This window comes from Sphingobacterium sp. NPDC055346, from assembly GCF_053645235.1.
On sequence record NZ_JBSHMI010000006.1, the window covers coordinates 337,929 to 354,924 of the forward strand.

General features: G+C 39.0%; 17 protein-coding genes. 7 read left to right on the plus strand and 10 right to left on the minus strand.

Going from position 1 to position 16,996, the window contains the following annotated elements; translation table 11 throughout:
• Positions 1 to 280: 280 nt before the first annotated feature.
• Together ACWICE_RS14340 and ACWICE_RS14345 are read left to right on the plus strand one after the other, a co-directional pair.
• The gene (locus tag ACWICE_RS14340; RefSeq protein WP_185213828.1) at positions 281 to 3,409 is read left to right on the plus strand and encodes a SusC/RagA family TonB-linked outer membrane protein; all 3,129 of its coding nucleotides are present in this window, start codon (positions 281 to 283) and stop codon (positions 3,407 to 3,409) included.
• Between the two features lie 17 nt (positions 3,410 to 3,426).
• Positions 3,427 to 5,007, plus strand: coding sequence for a RagB/SusD family nutrient uptake outer membrane protein (locus tag ACWICE_RS14345; protein ID WP_185213829.1), 1,581 nt, complete (start codon positions 3,427 to 3,429; stop codon positions 5,005 to 5,007).
• Between the two features lie 49 nt (positions 5,008 to 5,056).
• Here ACWICE_RS14345 and ACWICE_RS14350 read toward each other — a convergent pair whose 3' ends face one another.
• From ACWICE_RS14350 to ACWICE_RS14380, 7 genes are all read right to left on the minus strand, one after another.
• Positions 5,057 to 5,602, minus strand: a complete 546-nt coding sequence (locus ACWICE_RS14350) for an AAA family ATPase (RefSeq protein ID WP_454298646.1) — start codon at positions 5,600 to 5,602, stop codon at positions 5,057 to 5,059.
• Between the two features lie 8 nt (positions 5,603 to 5,610).
• Entirely contained in the window at positions 5,611 to 6,114 is a 504-nt protein-coding gene (locus ACWICE_RS14355; RefSeq protein ID WP_214648504.1) for a GNAT family N-acetyltransferase, read from the minus strand.
• A gap of 96 nt (positions 6,115 to 6,210) precedes the next feature.
• On the minus strand, positions 6,211 to 6,558 hold the full coding sequence (locus ACWICE_RS14360) for a hypothetical protein (RefSeq protein ID WP_454298647.1): 348 nt from the start codon (positions 6,556 to 6,558) through the stop codon (positions 6,211 to 6,213).
• Positions 6,539 to 7,099: an RNA polymerase sigma factor gene (locus ACWICE_RS14365; RefSeq protein WP_313262194.1), complete on the minus strand. Its 561-nt coding sequence runs from the start codon at positions 7,097 to 7,099 to the stop codon at positions 6,539 to 6,541. The genes ACWICE_RS14360 and ACWICE_RS14365 overlap by 20 nt, the downstream gene beginning before the upstream one ends.
• On the minus strand, positions 7,092 to 7,430 hold the full coding sequence (locus ACWICE_RS14370; RefSeq protein ID WP_185213833.1) for a hypothetical protein: 339 nt from the start codon (positions 7,428 to 7,430) through the stop codon (positions 7,092 to 7,094). Before ACWICE_RS14370 ends, ACWICE_RS14365 begins: the two co-directional genes overlap by 8 nt.
• A gap of 81 nt (positions 7,431 to 7,511) precedes the next feature.
• Entirely contained in the window at positions 7,512 to 7,910 is a 399-nt protein-coding gene (locus tag ACWICE_RS14375) for an NUDIX hydrolase (protein ID WP_454298648.1), read from the minus strand.
• A 43-nt stretch (positions 7,911 to 7,953) separates the two neighbouring features.
• Complete coding sequence (locus ACWICE_RS14380; RefSeq protein WP_454298649.1) at positions 7,954 to 9,786, minus strand: acyltransferase family protein; 1,833 nt, start codon at positions 9,784 to 9,786, stop codon at positions 7,954 to 7,956.
• 127 nt (positions 9,787 to 9,913) lie between these two features.
• Between ACWICE_RS14380 and ACWICE_RS14385 the strand changes: the two genes are divergently transcribed.
• On the plus strand, positions 9,914 to 10,132 hold the full coding sequence (locus ACWICE_RS14385) for a hypothetical protein (RefSeq protein WP_454298650.1): 219 nt from the start codon (positions 9,914 to 9,916) through the stop codon (positions 10,130 to 10,132).
• A gap of 16 nt (positions 10,133 to 10,148) precedes the next feature.
• On the opposite strand, the gene ACWICE_RS14390 is transcribed toward ACWICE_RS14385, so the two are convergent.
• From ACWICE_RS14390 to ACWICE_RS14400, 3 genes are all read right to left on the minus strand, one after another.
• Positions 10,149 to 10,649 (minus strand): YdeI/OmpD-associated family protein, encoded by a 501-nt coding sequence (locus tag ACWICE_RS14390; protein ID WP_454298651.1) that lies wholly within the window; start codon positions 10,647 to 10,649, stop codon positions 10,149 to 10,151.
• Positions 10,650 to 10,713: 64 nt separating this feature from the next.
• A complete protein-coding gene (locus ACWICE_RS14395; protein WP_454298652.1) occupies positions 10,714 to 11,952 on the minus strand; it encodes an MFS transporter in 1,239 nt (412 codons plus the stop codon).
• A 277-nt stretch (positions 11,953 to 12,229) separates the two neighbouring features.
• Positions 12,230 to 13,042: a sterol desaturase family protein gene (locus ACWICE_RS14400; protein WP_185213838.1), complete on the minus strand. Its 813-nt coding sequence runs from the start codon at positions 13,040 to 13,042 to the stop codon at positions 12,230 to 12,232.
• 405 nt (positions 13,043 to 13,447) lie between these two features.
• On the opposite strand from ACWICE_RS14400, the gene ACWICE_RS14405 reads away from it, so the two are divergent.
• From ACWICE_RS14405 to ACWICE_RS14420, 4 genes are all read left to right on the plus strand, one after another.
• Positions 13,448 to 13,726, plus strand: coding sequence for an HNH endonuclease (locus ACWICE_RS14405; RefSeq protein WP_185213839.1), 279 nt, complete (start codon positions 13,448 to 13,450; stop codon positions 13,724 to 13,726).
• Between the two features lie 4 nt (positions 13,727 to 13,730).
• Positions 13,731 to 14,285: a hypothetical protein gene (locus tag ACWICE_RS14410; protein WP_185213840.1), complete on the plus strand. Its 555-nt coding sequence runs from the start codon at positions 13,731 to 13,733 to the stop codon at positions 14,283 to 14,285.
• A 1-nt stretch (position 14,286) separates the two neighbouring features.
• Positions 14,287 to 15,240 (plus strand): DUF4407 domain-containing protein, encoded by a 954-nt coding sequence (locus ACWICE_RS14415; protein ID WP_185213841.1) that lies wholly within the window; start codon positions 14,287 to 14,289, stop codon positions 15,238 to 15,240.
• 201 nt (positions 15,241 to 15,441) lie between these two features.
• Positions 15,442 to 16,539, plus strand: coding sequence for a hypothetical protein (locus ACWICE_RS14420; RefSeq protein ID WP_454298653.1), 1,098 nt, complete (start codon positions 15,442 to 15,444; stop codon positions 16,537 to 16,539).
• Positions 16,540 to 16,996 lie beyond the last annotated feature (457 nt).

Sequence of the window (16,996 nt, forward strand, 5' to 3'; positions counted from 1 at the left end):
AAAATTAACTATTGTGAATTGCTGTCTTTGCTATTAGAATATAATTTAATAGCTAGTTATAACTATTTACATTCCTTAACCATTATTACAAAACACGAAAGAGTTTATAAAATTTTTAAAAAGTATAGCTGAAATCAAATTTATTGCGTTAATTCGTGATGAACTTTAACTATTGAAGAGAACACCTAACACAGTTATTTAATTAGGAAACCTGTATTTGAGATTTTTAGAGCCAAAATTATAAATCGTTTTAGCATTATTTATTATTAACTATATTTTTATGTGGAATTCTGACAATTTTACTCGTAGAGGCAAGAGGCTATGGATTATTCCCTTAGTGCTCCTCGCAACTAGTTACAGTCCGGCTAATGCCAATGTTAGCTTTGGACCGAACGCAGTCCTAACCACTAATTTGCAGCAACAGACCGTTTCAGGCGTTGTCCGTGATGCAGGTACTAACCAGCCTATGGGAGGGGTGACCATCTCTGTCAAAGGTACCAATACCGCCACGCAGACCGACGACAATGGTAACTTCTCCATTGCAGCAAATACCGGTCAGGTAATCGTTGCCAATTTCTTAGGGTTCAAGTCCCAGGAGAAAACGGTAAGTTCCAGCACCATGAACTTCTCTCTAGAAAGTTCCGATCAACAGATCGAGGAATTGGTGGTTGTAGGTTATGGTACCATGAGAAAGTCTGATGTGACGGGTTCGATCTCCAACGTAAAAGGAGAGGACATGATCAAGGCACAGAGCTTCAGTCCCCTAGAAAACTTAAGGGGTAAAGCGCCAGGTGTCAACATCTATTCCAACTCGAGCCAGCCAGGTGCCTATGCCAATAGGGTGATTATCCGTGGTACAAATACCATCAACTCTTCTTCAAACCCACTTTATGTGGTGGATGGAGTGGTGATGCAAGATTTCCATTTGTTGAACCCGAACGATATCCAGAGTATCGAAGTATTGAAAGACGCTTCTTCAGCAGCGATCTATGGTGCGCGTGGTGCCAACGGTGTTATCTTGGTTACGACCAAAAGGGGAAACAAGGATGGCAGAAGGACAATCAGCTACCAAGGTTCTGTGAGCAGTAACTCTGTTCAGCGCTACATGGATGTTCTGAGCGGTCAGGAATGGGTGGATGCCTTTATGATCGGTCTTGAGAACGAAAACAAATGGCAGGGCAAGAACTGGAACCTGAACAAGACTTCCTGGTTCAATGACCCGAACTATTTCGATGCAAGCGGTAATCCTTTGTACAATACGGACTGGCAGAGAGAGGCGACAAGGAATTCCCTGTCCCATAACCACCAGATCGATATCCAACAAGGTGACGAGAATTCATCGGTTGGTGCGTTCTTAAACTACTCAGAAAACCAAGGGGTGGTGAACAATACCTACAGCAAACGTATCAACGGTAAATTAGCCTATGATTCTAAAGTTAAGGAATGGTTATCGACTAGTGTGAACTTATTGGCAAACCATACTTGGGGCCAACATACACCAGAGGATGGTGGTGGTCAGGATGCACGTCGTACCATGATCGAAATGCTTCCATGGTTACCTATCTACCAACCGGATGGTAAATACACTAACTCTTCATCTTCAACGGTTTCTAACGTATTGGCATTTGAAGGTATGGCTAACCCAGTTTCTATCTTGGATTTGCAGAAGAGAATGCGCTACAATACCCAAATCTTCGGTAATGCGGCATTGACTTTCCATATTGCTGATGGTTTAGACCTGAAAACTCAATTCGGTATTGACAACCACAGAAAAGAATACAGAGGATATTCTTCTATTTTATTGAATAATATCTCAAGACCTAACGGTTGGGCTGAAGTGAGCAGCTGGAATGACCTGTATTGGCAAGAAGAAACGTACCTAACCTACAACAAGACTTTCGACAAACATAGGGTAAATGCTATGGCGGGTCTTTCTTGGCAGGAACGTACCTATTTCGGTTTCAATACCCGTACGGAAGGGTTTACTACCGATGCTTATGAATATAACAACTTAGGTGTTGGTTCTATCCCAGGTTCTCCAGGTTCAGGAACAAACAAATGGGCGATGAACTCCTATTTCGTTCGTGGTAACTATAGCTACGATGACCGTTATTCAGTTACTTTAACTGCTCGTGCGGATGGTTCCTCTAAATTTGGACAGGATAAGAAATATGGTTTCTTCCCATCTGCAGGTTTAGCATGGAATGTTTCCAACGAACAGTTCATGAGAGACCAAAATACAGTTAGCAACCTAAAACTTCACACGTCTTACGGTATCACCGGTAACTCGGAGATCGATCCATATTCATCATTGTTCATGATCGGCGCGGGTACTACTTTGATCAATAGTAACCGTGAACCATCTTATGTGGTAGGAAACCTTGGTAACCCTGGATTACAATGGGAAAAGACCAAAACTTATGATGCTGGTTTTGAATTAGGTTTGTTCGAAAACAAATTGAACTTTGATATCTCATACTACAATAGAACAACAACAGACCTATTGTTGAGAGCACCGGTTCCTTACTCAACAGGATTCAATGATGTTTGGAAAAACATCGGTTCAGTTAGAAACAGTGGGGTAGAGGTATTGGTTACTGCCAATCCGATCCGCAGAGATGACCTAACCTGGAATATCAGCTTGAACGGTAGCTACAACAAGAACAAGGTGTTGAAACTAGGTGAAAACAACGAAGACATCCTATTGAACGGATGGGTTGGTGGACCTAACAGTATCATCCGTGTAGGCGAGAACTTGAACAGTTTCTATGGATACGAAAGAGAAAAGATCTATACCGTTCAGGATTTCGAAAACGGAGAGATCGATCAGAACAAGATCGGTAGACCAAAACGTTCTACGACCCAAAGAATCTTAGGACAAGGTGTGCCTGATTGGATGGGTAGCTTTATCAACACCGTGAACTACAAGAATTTCGACTTAACCGTTGACCTTCAGTTTGTTTACGGAGTAGAGACCATGCAACAGTTCTTCCACTCGACCTATGACCGTTTCGGTATTACCAATGGTTTGAAAACTATCTTGACCGATGCATATAATGGAACTAATCCAGGTACCATGCAGCAGGCGATATATTTGACAAACAATGGTCACGCTGGACAGGATACCAATGTGGATTCACAATGGGTGGTTGATGGTTCATACCTACGTGTTAACGTGCTACAATTGGGTTATTCATTCAAGTCAGACCTAGCTAGCAGAATGGGCTTCTCGGCATTGCGTATCTATGCAAGTGCGAATAACCCATGGTTGTTTACCAACAAAGACTTCCAAGGATACGATCCTGAAAGTACTTCATTGGGTGAAGGAAATAAATTCGGTCAGAACATGACATTCTTCTCTTACCCAAGAGCCAAGACTTTCACTTTCGGAGTTAACCTGACCTTATAATCTATAGAATTATTATTATGAAAACTAGAAATTTTGCAATCGCTATACTATTGACAGGTGTGCTTGGTCTGAGTTCCTGTGAGAAGTTTTTAGAGGAACAGCCTAAGTCCAATGAGACTTTAAATTTCTTCTATAAAACAGAGGCCCAAGCAATAGGAAATGTCAATGCATTATACCGTAGGGGAGCTACCGTAAGATACGGAAATGCAGGAAGTGCATACCTCGGTCCAACGGCTTCCATCCCTACCTTTTTAACGGGGTACTTTACCAACTCTTATGAAAACCAAGAGTTGATCTGTCAATATTCAAGATTATTGAACAGACAGGAAAACACCCGTATCGTATCCAACACCATGAACACGATTTGGAATGATAGTTACAATTCCATCAATATCGCTAATGGTGCCGTGAAACATATCCCTGAGATTCCATTTACGGATGCCAACCAACAGAAGACCTTGATCGCTACTGCTAAGTTCTTCAGAGCTTTCAACTACTTCTATTTGGTGAAAACATTCGGAGATGTGCCTTTGCACTTGGAACCTACTGAAAATCTTGACAACCTTTACCTTGAGCGTTCTCCTGTAGCTACGGTTTATCAAGCTATCGAGAAAGATCTTAAAGATGCGGTCGATGGATTGCCAGCAGTGACTTTCACAGAGAACAAGAACCGTATTACTAAATATGTTGCGGCAATGACGCTTGCGAATGTTTATTTACAACAAGGTAAATTTGCAGAGGCTGCAACCTATTCTAAAATGGTGGTAAACTCTCCGCACAGCTTGACAGCAAATGAGGACTTAAAATTGAAGAGTGCTTACAACAAGTTGCGTACTACAGATAACTTAGCAGAGTCAATCTATGCGTATGAATTTGACGGAACGATTTCTTCAAGTGGTTGGTGGCCAACTTATGGATTCAACTCTTCTGCTACGGCTGTATTTGACAAATATGCCATCTTCGAACGCGTTTATGGACCGACCAAAAAGTTCTTGAACGTGTACAAAGCAGACGACTTAAGGATCCAGCCTAACCAATTTTTCCATTGGGAATATAAAAACCCGAACACTGGAAAGATATGGAAATCTGATGATGCAGGTGTTTGGTACTATGTAGATGAGGCTGCGATATTGACTTCTGGTCGTGGTACCAAAGATTTCAATATCTACCGTTATGCAGAGGCGTTATTGATCGCTGCTGAAAGTACAGCTAAAGCTGCCAATGCGGTTACCGCAGAAGCTGCAGGATACTTGGCAAGGATCAAAGCTCGTGCGAGCACAACCAATAAAACAGTGGCCCAGTACACAACAGAACTTCAGGCTCTTTCTCCAACTGCCTTTGTTGAAGAAGTATGGACTGAACGTCTTCGTGAATTGCCACTTGAGTTTAAGATGTGGGACGACTGTTTGCGTACCGGTAAATTCCCTGTTATTTCAGATACTGAAAAAGGAAAAGTTACTTACATAAACTTAGTTGGAGGCAAAAATGCTTCAGGAGCTACATTCAAAGATTCTGACCTTTTATGGCCAATCTCTCTGGATGAACTTCAACGTAATCCTAAATTGACTCAAAATAAAGATTACCAATCTAAAAATTAAGGCGATAATTTAAAATGGAGAGGCTACCTAATATTTTAGGTAGCCTTTTTTATAAATTCCTTTCGATAAATTGAACCCGCTCCGCTATGGACAGTTTGGGGACTTCAATGGTCTCATAACCATATTTCTCATATACTTTTTTCATGGATTCAAAGGTTTCCAATGCCTCGGCCCAAGATTGTTTCCTTTCAGAATCCGTTACGTAAATTTCCTCCCATGGTGGAAGGATAAATACCTTTTTGTACAAAGCTGAACTCAGGTCATCCTGAATTTCCTGACTGATCTTTATGTCTTCCATTTCCATATAGCAAATGCTGTCCAACAAGCCTCGGTCAAAGAAGACCACCTCATTTTCAAATCGCTGTAGGGTCAACTTATAGGAACACAGAGATTCAGACCACATCCGATTGGCATAGGCTTCTTTGTCGGCCCAGGGTAGAGCAGAGCCTCTGTTCAACACTTGTTCTTTGATGATTTCTCGGGCTACTTCTGGAATACATTGAAACCCCTTTTCTGCAAGCAGTGTTAATAAGCTGGTCTTGCCAGTTCCCGGTCCACCAGTGAGCACATAGTAGTTTCTAATACTTTTCTTCATTAATATTTTTAAAATATAAGCTCCAATATTTCCCCTGGAAGGCCGTTAAAGTCACGGAATTCCCTAGATTGAAAGCCATTTTTAGTTAAGATCTTTTTGGATGCATAATTTTTGGGATCAATTATGGCAAATAGTCCCTTTAGGTTTTTAATAGATTTTGAGTATTGGACTAAATGTTCGGCTATTTGGCTGGCAATGCCTTTTCCCCAGAATTCAGGAATGATAATGTAGCCTAATTCAGCAATGTCAGCATTGGACTCCGTAATTTCAAGTTTGGCTAATCCAATAAATGAACCTTTTTTCTTTTCTACTATTTTAAAGGTACCAAAGTTAGGAGAGATGGAGTTTAATTTTAAGAGTTTTTTGAAGTCCTCTCTGGCTTCTGCATATTCAAAGGGCCTTTCTGTAATCATTTCCATCACCTTACTGTCGTTTACCAACTTGAAGTAGTTGTCAAAGTCCATGCTGGTGTTTACAAACTTCAGCAGTTTATACTGATCTAAATCCATCATAAATCAATAAATTTTAATAAAAGTAAAAATTATTAATGTAATTAGGCTTTGCTTTTGAAGGATTTATAAAAACTTAAGACAATGGTAACCGCAAATTTATAGTTCAGGGTTTTTAATATGTCTTCTCAGCTTCAAGATCTTGTCGCTGAACAATACGATCAGCAGGACATAAAGCATCTGGGAGAATAATCCTAGATAATTTCGGAGCTGAAGATCTGTGATTTTTGGAAATATCAGTTCAGTGACCAGATAGTTTAAGCAGATTCCAAAAAGCGTACCTGCTGCAAAAAATATCAATGCATATTTCCTGGACTTACTGATTGATTCTTTCTCTGCTTCAATTTTTTCAATCTTAGACATTACCTTAGCATCAAAATCATCAAAAGGCATCTCCAATTTAGCCATCTTCAAGATCTCCTTGAAGTCATCCCTGTTCTCTTCCATAATACATGCTGTTTATTTCTTTGTTTAGTTCAAATGCCATTCTTTTCCGAGCACGAAAAAGAATGATTTTACAGTTGGCAGTGGTCCAGCCAGTGATTTCACATAGCTCCGCCGCGGGCAATTCCTCAAGATAAAACAACCTCAAGGCGAGGGCTTCATTGCTGGGTAGCCTTCTCAGCACCTCGTTTATCATTTGTTTCTGTTCCTCTATCATCAAGTTTTTCAAGGCATGGTCATCAAATTGAAGATCATGCTGACCTAGGTCTAGTTCGACAAATTGAATGGTTTTTTTTTGGATCATTTTGTAAGAGCAATGAACCACGATCTTGTAAAACCAAGTACTGAACTTGGAATTGCCCTTAAAATTTTTGAGTGAAAGATAGGTTTGAACAAAGGACTCTTGTGCAACTTCTTCTGCGAGATGTTCATTTTTTACAATAGAGATAGCAATGGAAAAGGCCATGTCTTTATAGGTACTGATAAAGTAGCTAAAGGCATGGCGATCTCCAGAAAGAACTTTGTCTATGTAAAGACTATCCATCAATGCTGTTCTCTTCTTTTTTGTCCTGTTTATCCGCAATAATTAATGAAACTCCTACAGTCAAGGCAATGAGCCCAATAATGATAAAACCATCCCAATCAGAATCATTCAGAATGTGCAAGGCAAATAATAGACCTGACAATAGGGATCCAAGGGCAAATCCAATGACCACAACCCCAATTTTCTTCCAAGAATTTGGTTTACCCGGTGTTCTCGGAATCGGTCCGCCTAATTTGGTAATCGTTTCTGACCTATATTTGCTGATAAAATATGTACACAGTACAATACAAGCAAAAAATGAAATTGGAATTAATACTTCGAATGCTTCCATAATATTTGATTTTATACATTAGTGGAAGGCTACGGCGAAAAGGTTACAAAAAATTGGATTTATTTTTTTTTGGAAATAAAATTATAGTAGTTCTCCTTGCTCTTTTAACTGTTTAAAGATGATCTTATCCACGGCAGAGACACTATCTAGATCAGAATAATTCAACCATTCCATCCGTTCTATTTCTGCACTTGCTTTCAACTCCCCAGTATATTCAGCTCTATAGCAAGTCATTTTGACAAGGATCCCTTCAGGATGGCTGTCGGCCTGTGCCTCAAATGTGCCCATGTATCGGATGCTTTCTGGAATTAATTGGACTTGTAATTCTTCCGAAATCTCTCTTGTCAACGCTTGAATATCCGATTCACCATCCTCTCTTTTCCCACCCGGAATGTAATATTTTTCCTTGCCGTATGATTTTGTCGAAAGGATTTTGCCATTCTTTATTTCGATCCAAGCTAGCTTATCGATCATCTTCATAAATTTTCAGGTTATTGTCCTAAATTAATGAAATATCAGATAACTAGTTTTGGATGACCGGTAAAATTTTCTTTTTGAAATTATCCTCAACTTCCTTTTCTAATAATATAGCACCACGACGATTGATATGCCTATCATCATAATATATCAAGGTGTCTTTGTAATAAGGAGCATCATTATATATGGATGCTTTTGAAATATCCCAGATGAGTACGTTTTTGTTAACTCGTGCGATGGAGTCTATGGTATGCAAGCTATGGGTATTCGGAGTTACTTTAAATTTATAGTCGCTATTTTTCACAAAGCCATGGTTTATCCTTACTGGATTTCGATCTACAATAGGATAGGAGTTGATTAAAACCAACTTTTGATTGGGTTTCAAGGCCTTTGCCAGGGAGTCTACAGCTTTCGTCACACTAAGGTATTCATCAAATGAATCTGCAGAAATGATGATGACCTCGCTGGAGGCAATGAGCTCTTTAGTATGCGGAACAAGAGCCCTAGAAAGATTGTAAAACAACATTTCTCGCTCTGGAATTTCCCTCTTGTCGATTCCTTCCAAAGCAGGAAAGCTATCGGAAGTCAAAGTATTGATGGAAAAATGAAATTTCTCGCCAAGGATATTGAATAAAGGTTTGATGGAATTAGCATGGCTGTTGCCTAGCAAAAGCACATGGGGCCTCTTGTCTTTTCGATCGCCTAAGGTATCGACATGGTCCACATTATGCGAGCCGGTTGCAAAGGATGCCTGGGTAAACTCATAGGGTGTTTCAAACTTTTTGGAAAGCCAATGTAAACTATAGGTAGCAATTCCAAATGGGACAACAATACAGGCAAATTTAATCAGGAATTTCTTTGTGCTTCCTTGGCGGATGGAATTTTCGATAAAGGTATAGGATAACCAACTCAGCACAAAAGTTAATATGCTGATGGTCAAAATTTCTTTCCAGTCAAATTGGTGACCTTCAAAAACACCTTCTCTATAACGTTGGAATGCCATCAAAGGCCAATGCCAAAGATATAAGGAGTAAGATAGCGTACCTATATAGACCAGGGGTTTTGAGGCTAAAAGCCGGGTGATAAAATTGTCATTTGATATAAGGATCAAGCCAATCCCTAGGCATGGCAGAAATGAATTGATTCCTGGAAAAGCTGAATTCTCATCTAAACTCATTAAGCCATAGATCAATAATGAAACTCCAGAAAGGGCTAGTGGGAGGCTGTACTTTTTGTTCTTTACCTGACCGTTACTTAGAACAACGCTCATGAAGGCACCAATCAAAAACTCTGGAATCCTAGCCAAAAGGCTATAGTAGGTTCCACTTTCTTGACCGAAAGCCATGAATCGATACTGGTAATATGCTAAGATGATGCTAATTATTCCGGCAAGGATATACGGTAGGTATTTCTTTTTAAAGAAAATTAAGATAAACGGCAGGAGGAAATAAAACTGCATTTCTATACCTAGGGACCAGGTGTGCAACAGTGGGTTTTCAGCCTGTTTTGCTCCAAAGTAGGAGTCCCCGGTGGCAAAAAAGAAATTCGAAACAAACAGACCTGCCGTGATCAATGAACGTCGTAAAAGCCCAAGGTCCATGGGTAAATAGATAAAGAAACCTAGTATGGAAATCACCATGAGCAGGAAATAATAGGCTGGGGCGATTCTTTTTAATCGACCTTCATAAAATTCCATGATGCTGAACTTGTTTTTCTCTTTCTTGTGAAGGATAATGGAAGTGATCAAATAACCGCTGATCACAAAGAAAATATCTACACCTAGAAATCCTGCGGGAAGCCAACTTGAGTTTAAATGAAATATAAAGACCAAAAGAAATGCAATGGCCCTTAACCCCTGAATATCATTTCTATAACCCATAAAATAAAATTTTATGAAGGTAGAATTTTGATGATTAACTCCATGTAATTGAAATTCTACAAATTAGATATTTTAGTATCGATATCAGTTAATTCTGTCATGGCTTAATTCTTGCAGCCTGTTAAATATGGAAAATCAAGATAAAAATGTTAATGGCAACGTGAATACTAATGTAGAGCCACCTACTCAAGAATATCTTCAACAATTGCAAAAACAAGCTCTCGCAGTGACGAAGGATGAAGATGCTACATTTGGCGAACAGATTATCCGCGAAGGTTTGCAGGCATGGCCACAGCTAATCGATGCGGAGTTGGGAAAATTTAAGGATAAGATTTCGAAAGGTTAATACTATCCCTTCGATTTTATATTTTATTCCGACCAATAAAACTGCCCTTTCCCAATAAAAAGGCAATAGCTTTGTCGGTATTTCGAACAATGCTGTTTTCAGTTTTGAGGGTAGCGATATATCGCACAATTTCTTTCCTTAAGCTAGGGCTTATGGCATCAAAGACGGCTTTGGCATCTTTATTTTCTTCTAGTGCCAGTTGTAGCTTAGGATGTATAGCAACATTTCGGTCTGAAAAATCCAACTTGATCTTGATTGTCAGTTCTTCTGCAATCCTTTTTGGAGAATCTTTTAGCATGCTGGTATTGATGTACAGTCTCCAATCTCCCTTGTATCTTAAAAGTGTTTGCGGATGGTATTTTGATCGGTTTACGGATACTTTCAGTGCTATATTCCCTTTTTCTCTATTCAGGGTCCTGAATAATTCATGGAGAATGGGCTCAGGAACAAATACAAATGGATTGATACCAATGATATCAAGAGGTGCTTTAAAGGAATATGAACTTGCCTTACTCATTTTAGCTCTTTGCCTGATTGCATGAATCAATTTATAATATAAAAATGGCATTTTTTTATTTTATTTATTTCGTTTCTTTCATTCTTAACCAAACCCATATGCCAGAAAGCAGCGTAACTAGACCAGCTATATGCACTGCCCACATTAATCCAAAAATATTGCCTACAATACCTGCCATTAATGCTCCGATGGCATAGCCCATATCTCTCCAAAAGCGATACACACCTAAAGATGATGCTCTCCAATTTGGATGTGCAGCATCGCTCACTGCAGCTAGTAGGGCCGGATATACCATGGCTGTGCCAATCCCTAAAAATACGGAGCCTACGATTCCAGAGGTCAGTGGTTCTAGGAACTCCATGCCGATTACGATATGGCCAAGGACTTGAACAAACATCCCCCACACGATCAGTGGTTTGCGGCCCCATTTATCTGCTAAAGGACCGGTGATGATTTGTCCTAGACCCCATACTACTGGGTAGATAGCCTTGATCCAACCTACACCCTCTAGCCCAACGCCCATAGACATGAAGAGTAAGGGGAAAACTCCCCAGGACATCCCATCATTCAAGTTGTTGATCAATCCCGCTTGCGAAACAGAGAATAAATTCTTGTTCCGAAATGAGGTCTCCTTAAATACCCAACCAAGAGTTGGTTTAGGAGTCTTTTCACTAGAAAACCGAGTGGGGATGGCTTGCGCTTCTAATTGAGCAAATTTCCTCGTGTCGCGTATGACGAATATGGAAAGTAGCATTCCGATTATGGTGTAAGCAATTCCGATATAAAAGGGTTGAGGCCTAAGTCCATATTCTGATGCTATGTAACCTGTCAATAGTGCGGTCAATCCTACAGCTCCATATCCGGCAGCCTCATTCAAGCCCATGGCCAGACCTCGACTTTTCTTGCCCACAAGATCGATTTTCATGTTGACCGTCATGGACCAAGCCAAACCTTGGCTCATGCCCAATAAAACATTGGCAAACAAGATCCAGTTCCAGGAAGGTCCAAAAGCAAGCAAAAAAGGAACAGGTAGTCCAATTATCCAGCCCCAGATCAATACCTTCTTACGGGTAAATCTATCCGCTAAAACGCCAGAAATTAGGTTGGTAAACGCTTTGACAACAGCAAAGGCAATAATAAAGGAGAACACCACAACATCCGATTGAATCTTAAAAACCGATGTCCCTACCAAGGGAACAACCGTTCGCTCTAGACCAACCATTCCACCAACCATCATATTCACCAAAATCAATAAGCTGAATTGTTGCCAGTTTTCTTTTAGCCCTAACTTTATATTTCCCATTGATCTTTATCGTTGTCAAATCAAAAATGCTGAAATAAAAAGTAAAAGTTAGTTACTCTAGTTACAGAAAAATGTAGACCGGTTATTTTCTTGATGTCTGATGGTAAATGAAAATAATTCAAGAAAGGGAACGAAGTTGAATAGTCTAGCCTTTTATACCTGCGATTTAAGACAGGGTAAATTTGAAACAAAAAAGAATAGACCCAATTAATATTAGGTCTATCTTTAATCTTTTGTTGTGATCTTATTCGGATAGTGTTTGGAAAATTTAGCAACGTCATCGATCTCCTTTGACTCTCTTGATATTGATGAAGGGACTCTTCATGAGGTAAAGAAAGCTTTGTTTTTCTTCGCTGTCAAATTCAATTAGGCCATATTTCATCTTGTTGAGTGGAAGAGTCTTGAATGTGCCGAATATTCGGTCCCAAAGAATGAATATATCGGCAAAATTGCTGTCGGTATAAAATTGGTTTTGGTCATGATGTACGCGATGATGATCGGGCATGACGAATATCAATCCGAAAGATCTGTTGAGCCAATTTGGGAAGCGTAGGTTGGAATGTTCCATGAACAGGAAGATATAGAGAATAAAGTAATAAAGGCCCAAAGCGATGACATCGGTGCCGAATACTGCAGCTGAAAGGATGTTTCCAGTTTCATAGACGAGGATCATTTCGAGCGGGTGAAAGCGGAAACTACTGGATGAATCCATGCTGGTGTCGCTATGGTGTACCCGGTGCAAGCGCCACAGTAGAGGGACTTTATGTGCAGCTCGGTGGATCCAATAGGTTGAAAAATCATAAAGCATGACGCTCAGGATCAGCTTTGTCCAGAAAGGAAGCTCTGCAAGGTAGAGAAGTCCTATTTTGTTTTCGTTTAGCCATTCTATGCAATAGACCTGAATGACTACGAAAAAGATATTCATCAAGGTCAATAGGAGTTGGAATAGAATGTTCTGGACAAGGTGTTCGCCTCTTTTTTTGAAAGCAAATGGGTTAGAACTGATCTGTTCTAACGTAAAAAAAAGGACAAGTAATCCGATTATTAAATAATTCGGATCGAGACTTAGAATTTTTTCTAATAATTCCATGACTATATTATTTAAGTAAATAGAATAAGGGATTGTTCTTCTCTAAAGCTTCAATGGTAACACGAGAATTTATTGGGATGGGCATTTACAGTTCCTGATTGATCCTAATAATCTACAGGAGGTTTCGACAAAAGAGGGTGAAACGCAAAGTTAGTGGTGAAATGCAAGTAAGGATTGATAATTTTTCTTATCAATTTTAAGTAATATCTATTAAGAATAGATTAAGTTACAAAGAAAATGAATTGAAATTCAGTATTTTCTGAAAAAATAATGGATTGACTACAAATATTTATTTATTCCATTCAAAAGGTTGAATTTTAATCCATGGCAAAAAAATATTAGAGAAGTCTTCTTACTTTAGTCCCAACTAATTAGTAACACAGTCAATTATTAATTTATTTCTCGATGAATACTCCAGATACACACGGTACTTATGGCGCCTCATTGTTTGATATCAGGTGGAAACAGAAGCGGAAGGCAATTCTGGAAAGGGACAATAATAAGTGTGTCATCTGTCAGGATGTTCATCAATTGCAGGTCCATCACCGCCAATATCATTTCATCAATCGGCTCAACCAATTCAAGGAGCCTTGGGACTATCCAAGTAATCTACTGATCACACTTTGTGCGCTGTGCCATAAACGTGGGCACCGTAAATATAAAATACCAACCAAATACATTTAATCTAATGGGTCTATTTAATTTTTTTAAGAAAAAACAATCCGAAAGTTCACCTGAAGATGCTTTGCTCAATGGTCATCTGCCACCAATTCCGGAGGATATCTTCGTGGAAAAGGACATTAATCAAGATTGGACTTCTCCAGTAAGTTCATTCACAGGTATCAACACCATTTATGCCTATCTACAGTCCGATTTTGAGTCCAAAGGTTTTAATGATGCATTGACAAGTCCAGATGAAAAATATAAAGAAGATAATCTAAGGCTGATCAAGTTTGATCTAGAAATCATCATTTCAAAGGTCAAGACTTATCATGATTCCTTCCTGAAAGAACTGGAATTCCATATCAATTCCCGAAAAAGATCCGGTTTAGTGGATTTAGTAGAGGAGCTGAATTCCAAAAAGGAGGACCTCGAAAACCATATGCGAAAGGTGGGCGATATTGAAGAGTCGCTTAAGACCGACTCTGGCTTATTTGAAAGAGCGATCTTGGCCTATAAAAGAGGTTTTACCAAAGGATTGGCTTCCATAACCCAAAGGACTTTACTAGCTAAAGAGTTTTAACATGAAAAAGAATCCCTGGCTTAAGTTTGGATGTTTTTTGACGGGTTATAACTATTACCTAGTCCAACATTCCAGTGAGCAGAGCTCAAAGGCGGTAAAGAAATTCACCTCTGCAGTATTGTTGATCGTCCTGGTATGGATGTTCATTGCCTACTCATTTGCCGTTCGTTACTTGCATGTCGGTGTAGTGGGTGGAATTCTTGCATCCGTCATTGCTGCATTTGTTGTGATACAGATTGAAAGGATCATTATACTTTCTACAAAAGTCAATAAATGGTCCGTGACCTTTCGTGTTGGTCTTGCTTTGGTCATGGCCATACTGGGTTCATTTATCTTGGACCAAATAATCTTTAAGGATGATATTGAGTTGAAGAAAACCCAGGTCATGGAAGATCGCGTAAAAATCGCCATTAATAATTCGGAGAAAGACATCGATGAGCAGGTAAAAAGCATAGATGCGAGCATTGAACAATTGGAAGCTAGGCAAAAGGTAGTTTCTGATGACTTGCAGAAAAATCCAGTGATCGTAACTTCCTATACCAATACCTCTGTCACCCGGGACAATCAAGGAAACCGGATCAACAGTACGAATTCAACCAATAAAATGGTCAATGAAAACCCTAAGAAAAGGGAGTTGGAGCAAATCAATGAACAGATCAACCTGTTGAATGGTCAGAAATTCAAGACCCTTGGCTCCTTGGATTCCATCAAGGCCAATAAGGAAAAAGACCTGAGGAAATCCTCAGGATTTATTGATGAACTGAATATTCTGCACGAGGTTATTACCAGTTCAAAAATTGGATTGATAGTCTATCTACTGTTCTTTTTCTTTTTTCTTTCAATCGAGCTTTTCGTAGTTACCATTAAGCTTACAGATAAGGCCTCAGATTATGATAAATTAATCCATCATCAGACTGAAGTACGCTTAAAGATGCTGGAGCGGCTAAATGGGTAGCTTATTGTTTTTGTACAGCCATAAAATGGTGAAACAAGTTTTTTAAGCGGCGCTTTTGATCCGTTAACTGGTCAATTTATATAATTTCGCCACCCAGGTTTTATTGTTTGTGATAAATCCTGGCCATATTTGTGTTCATTTGAATGTTTATGGAAGGTTCCTATCTCAGGATAGCAGCTTCCAATATTTGAAGCTCAAACTATGAAAAGACACAATTTTACATTTTATTCCCTGTTTATTCTGATCGGAACGGTCCTGTTCACTTTAAGTTCATGTAAAAAGGACAAAAAAGAGGATGGGGGTGATTCTCCTGAGAGTTATGATCCTGCTTATGATGGCATGAAGATTTATATGTTTGGCCATACCACAAAAGAAGGGGATGCATTAGGTTCAAGACCGGCATATTGGCATAACGGAAAAATCAGTTATTTAGAAGGAGCTGAGAATGGCGGAGTTGTGCTGAGTGCCTATCTAAAAGGAACGGATTTATATGCTGTTGGGTATGAAGGGAGGGTTGGAGATGATGTTAGCTCTCGGATACCGATGTATTGGTTGAATGGGAAGAAGAATGTCATTGAGCAAAATACCTTTTCTGCAGGCAACCAAATATTTGTATCGGATGCCAAGGATGTTTATGTCAAAAGGACTTGGTACCAAAATGGGAAGGTACATTCTATCGATATCCTGAAAAATGGAAAGCTTTATGATCTGGAAAAGAAAGATGGTAAAAAACCAATTATTGAAAAGGTTACCGGTATAAATAATGATGTATATGTCATTCAAAGAAGTAGTATATCCCTCGTTTGGAAAAATGGTAAGATCTATACAGAACGGAAATCTCCTGAAATGATTTCAGATATCGGTTTTAATCAGCAAGATATATATTTGTTTACCACTATAATATCTAATAGAGGGACCGATTTGCCATCCTTATTAATTTATAAAAACAATAAGGTCTTTCAGTCCATCAAATTAAAATCAGATAGGGAGATAGGAAGCATCAGCGGTGTCAAGTTCTTTGTCGAAGGAGCGAACACCTATATCGCTGCAAGTTTTAGGTTAGATGATCAAGGTGAGATCGTGGTTTGGAAAAATGGGAAAATCCATCAAGAAATCAAACAGAATAAAATTATCGATGATCTATATGTGAAGAATGACCGAGTGTTTATAGGTGCCTATTCACCTGAGTCAGGAAATCATTTTGATACGTACTGGATGGATGGAAAGGAATTGCCCATCGATGGCGGTTGGAATAATGAAATTAGTGTAACGAAGATTGTGGTAGAAGCCTCTAATTAAATCAATCACTATATATGTTTTAATGCGCTGTATTCATTTCTGGTAAAAATGAAGTTTTGCTAGAATTTTCTGAATTCCAATATTTTCTTAATAAAAATAAAAAGTTTATAAAGTTCGCTTAGGCGAACTTTTTTGTTTTCAAATATCAGCTGTACAGGTGAACGGTTTATTCAATAATCAACCAGCAAAAATTGAAAACCATCAATGCAAATTATCCTTTCAGTCTTAAGTGTATGGAGATTGTGAATAGTCAAAGTCATATCCCAATATTCCTCGTTCGATACCATAAACGTCCGTATTAATTAAAAAAGTTATTAAATGTGTGCTGCGAAAAACATTATTAAGAATGATTTCGTCTTGATTTCAGAAGCGTCCTAAATAAGAAAAAAATGGCGGTGGTTTAATATAGCAGGGATTGCTATATTTAATTCGCTAAAATCATACAACCGCCATGGTA

Coding starts and splice junctions, on each gene's coding strand:
- ACWICE_RS14345 (WP_185213829.1), top strand. CDS start 3,427: ATGAAAACTAGAAATTTTGCAATCGCTATACTATTGACAGGTGTGCTT.
- ACWICE_RS14410 (WP_185213840.1), top strand. CDS start 13,731: ATGGGTCTATTTAATTTTTTTAAGAAAAAACAATCCGAAAGTTCACCT.
- ACWICE_RS14355 (WP_214648504.1), bottom strand. CDS start 6,114: ATGATGGATTTAGATCAGTATAAACTGCTGAAGTTTGTAAACACCAGC.
- ACWICE_RS14380 (WP_454298649.1), bottom strand. CDS start 9,786: ATGGGTTATAGAAATGATATTCAGGGGTTAAGGGCCATTGCATTTCTT.
- ACWICE_RS14340 (WP_185213828.1), top strand. CDS start 281: ATGTGGAATTCTGACAATTTTACTCGTAGAGGCAAGAGGCTATGGATT.
- ACWICE_RS14415 (WP_185213841.1), top strand. CDS start 14,287: ATGAAAAAGAATCCCTGGCTTAAGTTTGGATGTTTTTTGACGGGTTAT.
- ACWICE_RS14400 (WP_185213838.1), bottom strand. CDS start 13,042: ATGGAATTATTAGAAAAAATTCTAAGTCTCGATCCGAATTATTTAATA.
- ACWICE_RS14395 (WP_454298652.1), bottom strand. CDS start 11,952: ATGGGAAATATAAAGTTAGGGCTAAAAGAAAACTGGCAACAATTCAGC.
- ACWICE_RS14385 (WP_454298650.1), top strand. CDS start 9,914: ATGGAAAATCAAGATAAAAATGTTAATGGCAACGTGAATACTAATGTA.
- ACWICE_RS14390 (WP_454298651.1), bottom strand. CDS start 10,649: ATGAGTAAGGCAAGTTCATATTCCTTTAAAGCACCTCTTGATATCATT.
- ACWICE_RS14420 (WP_454298653.1), top strand. CDS start 15,442: ATGAAAAGACACAATTTTACATTTTATTCCCTGTTTATTCTGATCGGA.
- ACWICE_RS14405 (WP_185213839.1), top strand. CDS start 13,448: ATGAATACTCCAGATACACACGGTACTTATGGCGCCTCATTGTTTGAT.
- ACWICE_RS14365 (WP_313262194.1), bottom strand. CDS start 7,099: ATGGATAGTCTTTACATAGACAAAGTTCTTTCTGGAGATCGCCATGCC.
- ACWICE_RS14370 (WP_185213833.1), bottom strand. CDS start 7,430: ATGGAAGCATTCGAAGTATTAATTCCAATTTCATTTTTTGCTTGTATT.
- ACWICE_RS14360 (WP_454298647.1), bottom strand. CDS start 6,558: ATGGAAGAGAACAGGGATGACTTCAAGGAGATCTTGAAGATGGCTAAA.
- ACWICE_RS14375 (WP_454298648.1), bottom strand. CDS start 7,910: ATGAAGATGATCGATAAGCTAGCTTGGATCGAAATAAAGAATGGCAAA.
- ACWICE_RS14350 (WP_454298646.1), bottom strand. CDS start 5,602: ATGAAGAAAAGTATTAGAAACTACTATGTGCTCACTGGTGGACCGGGA.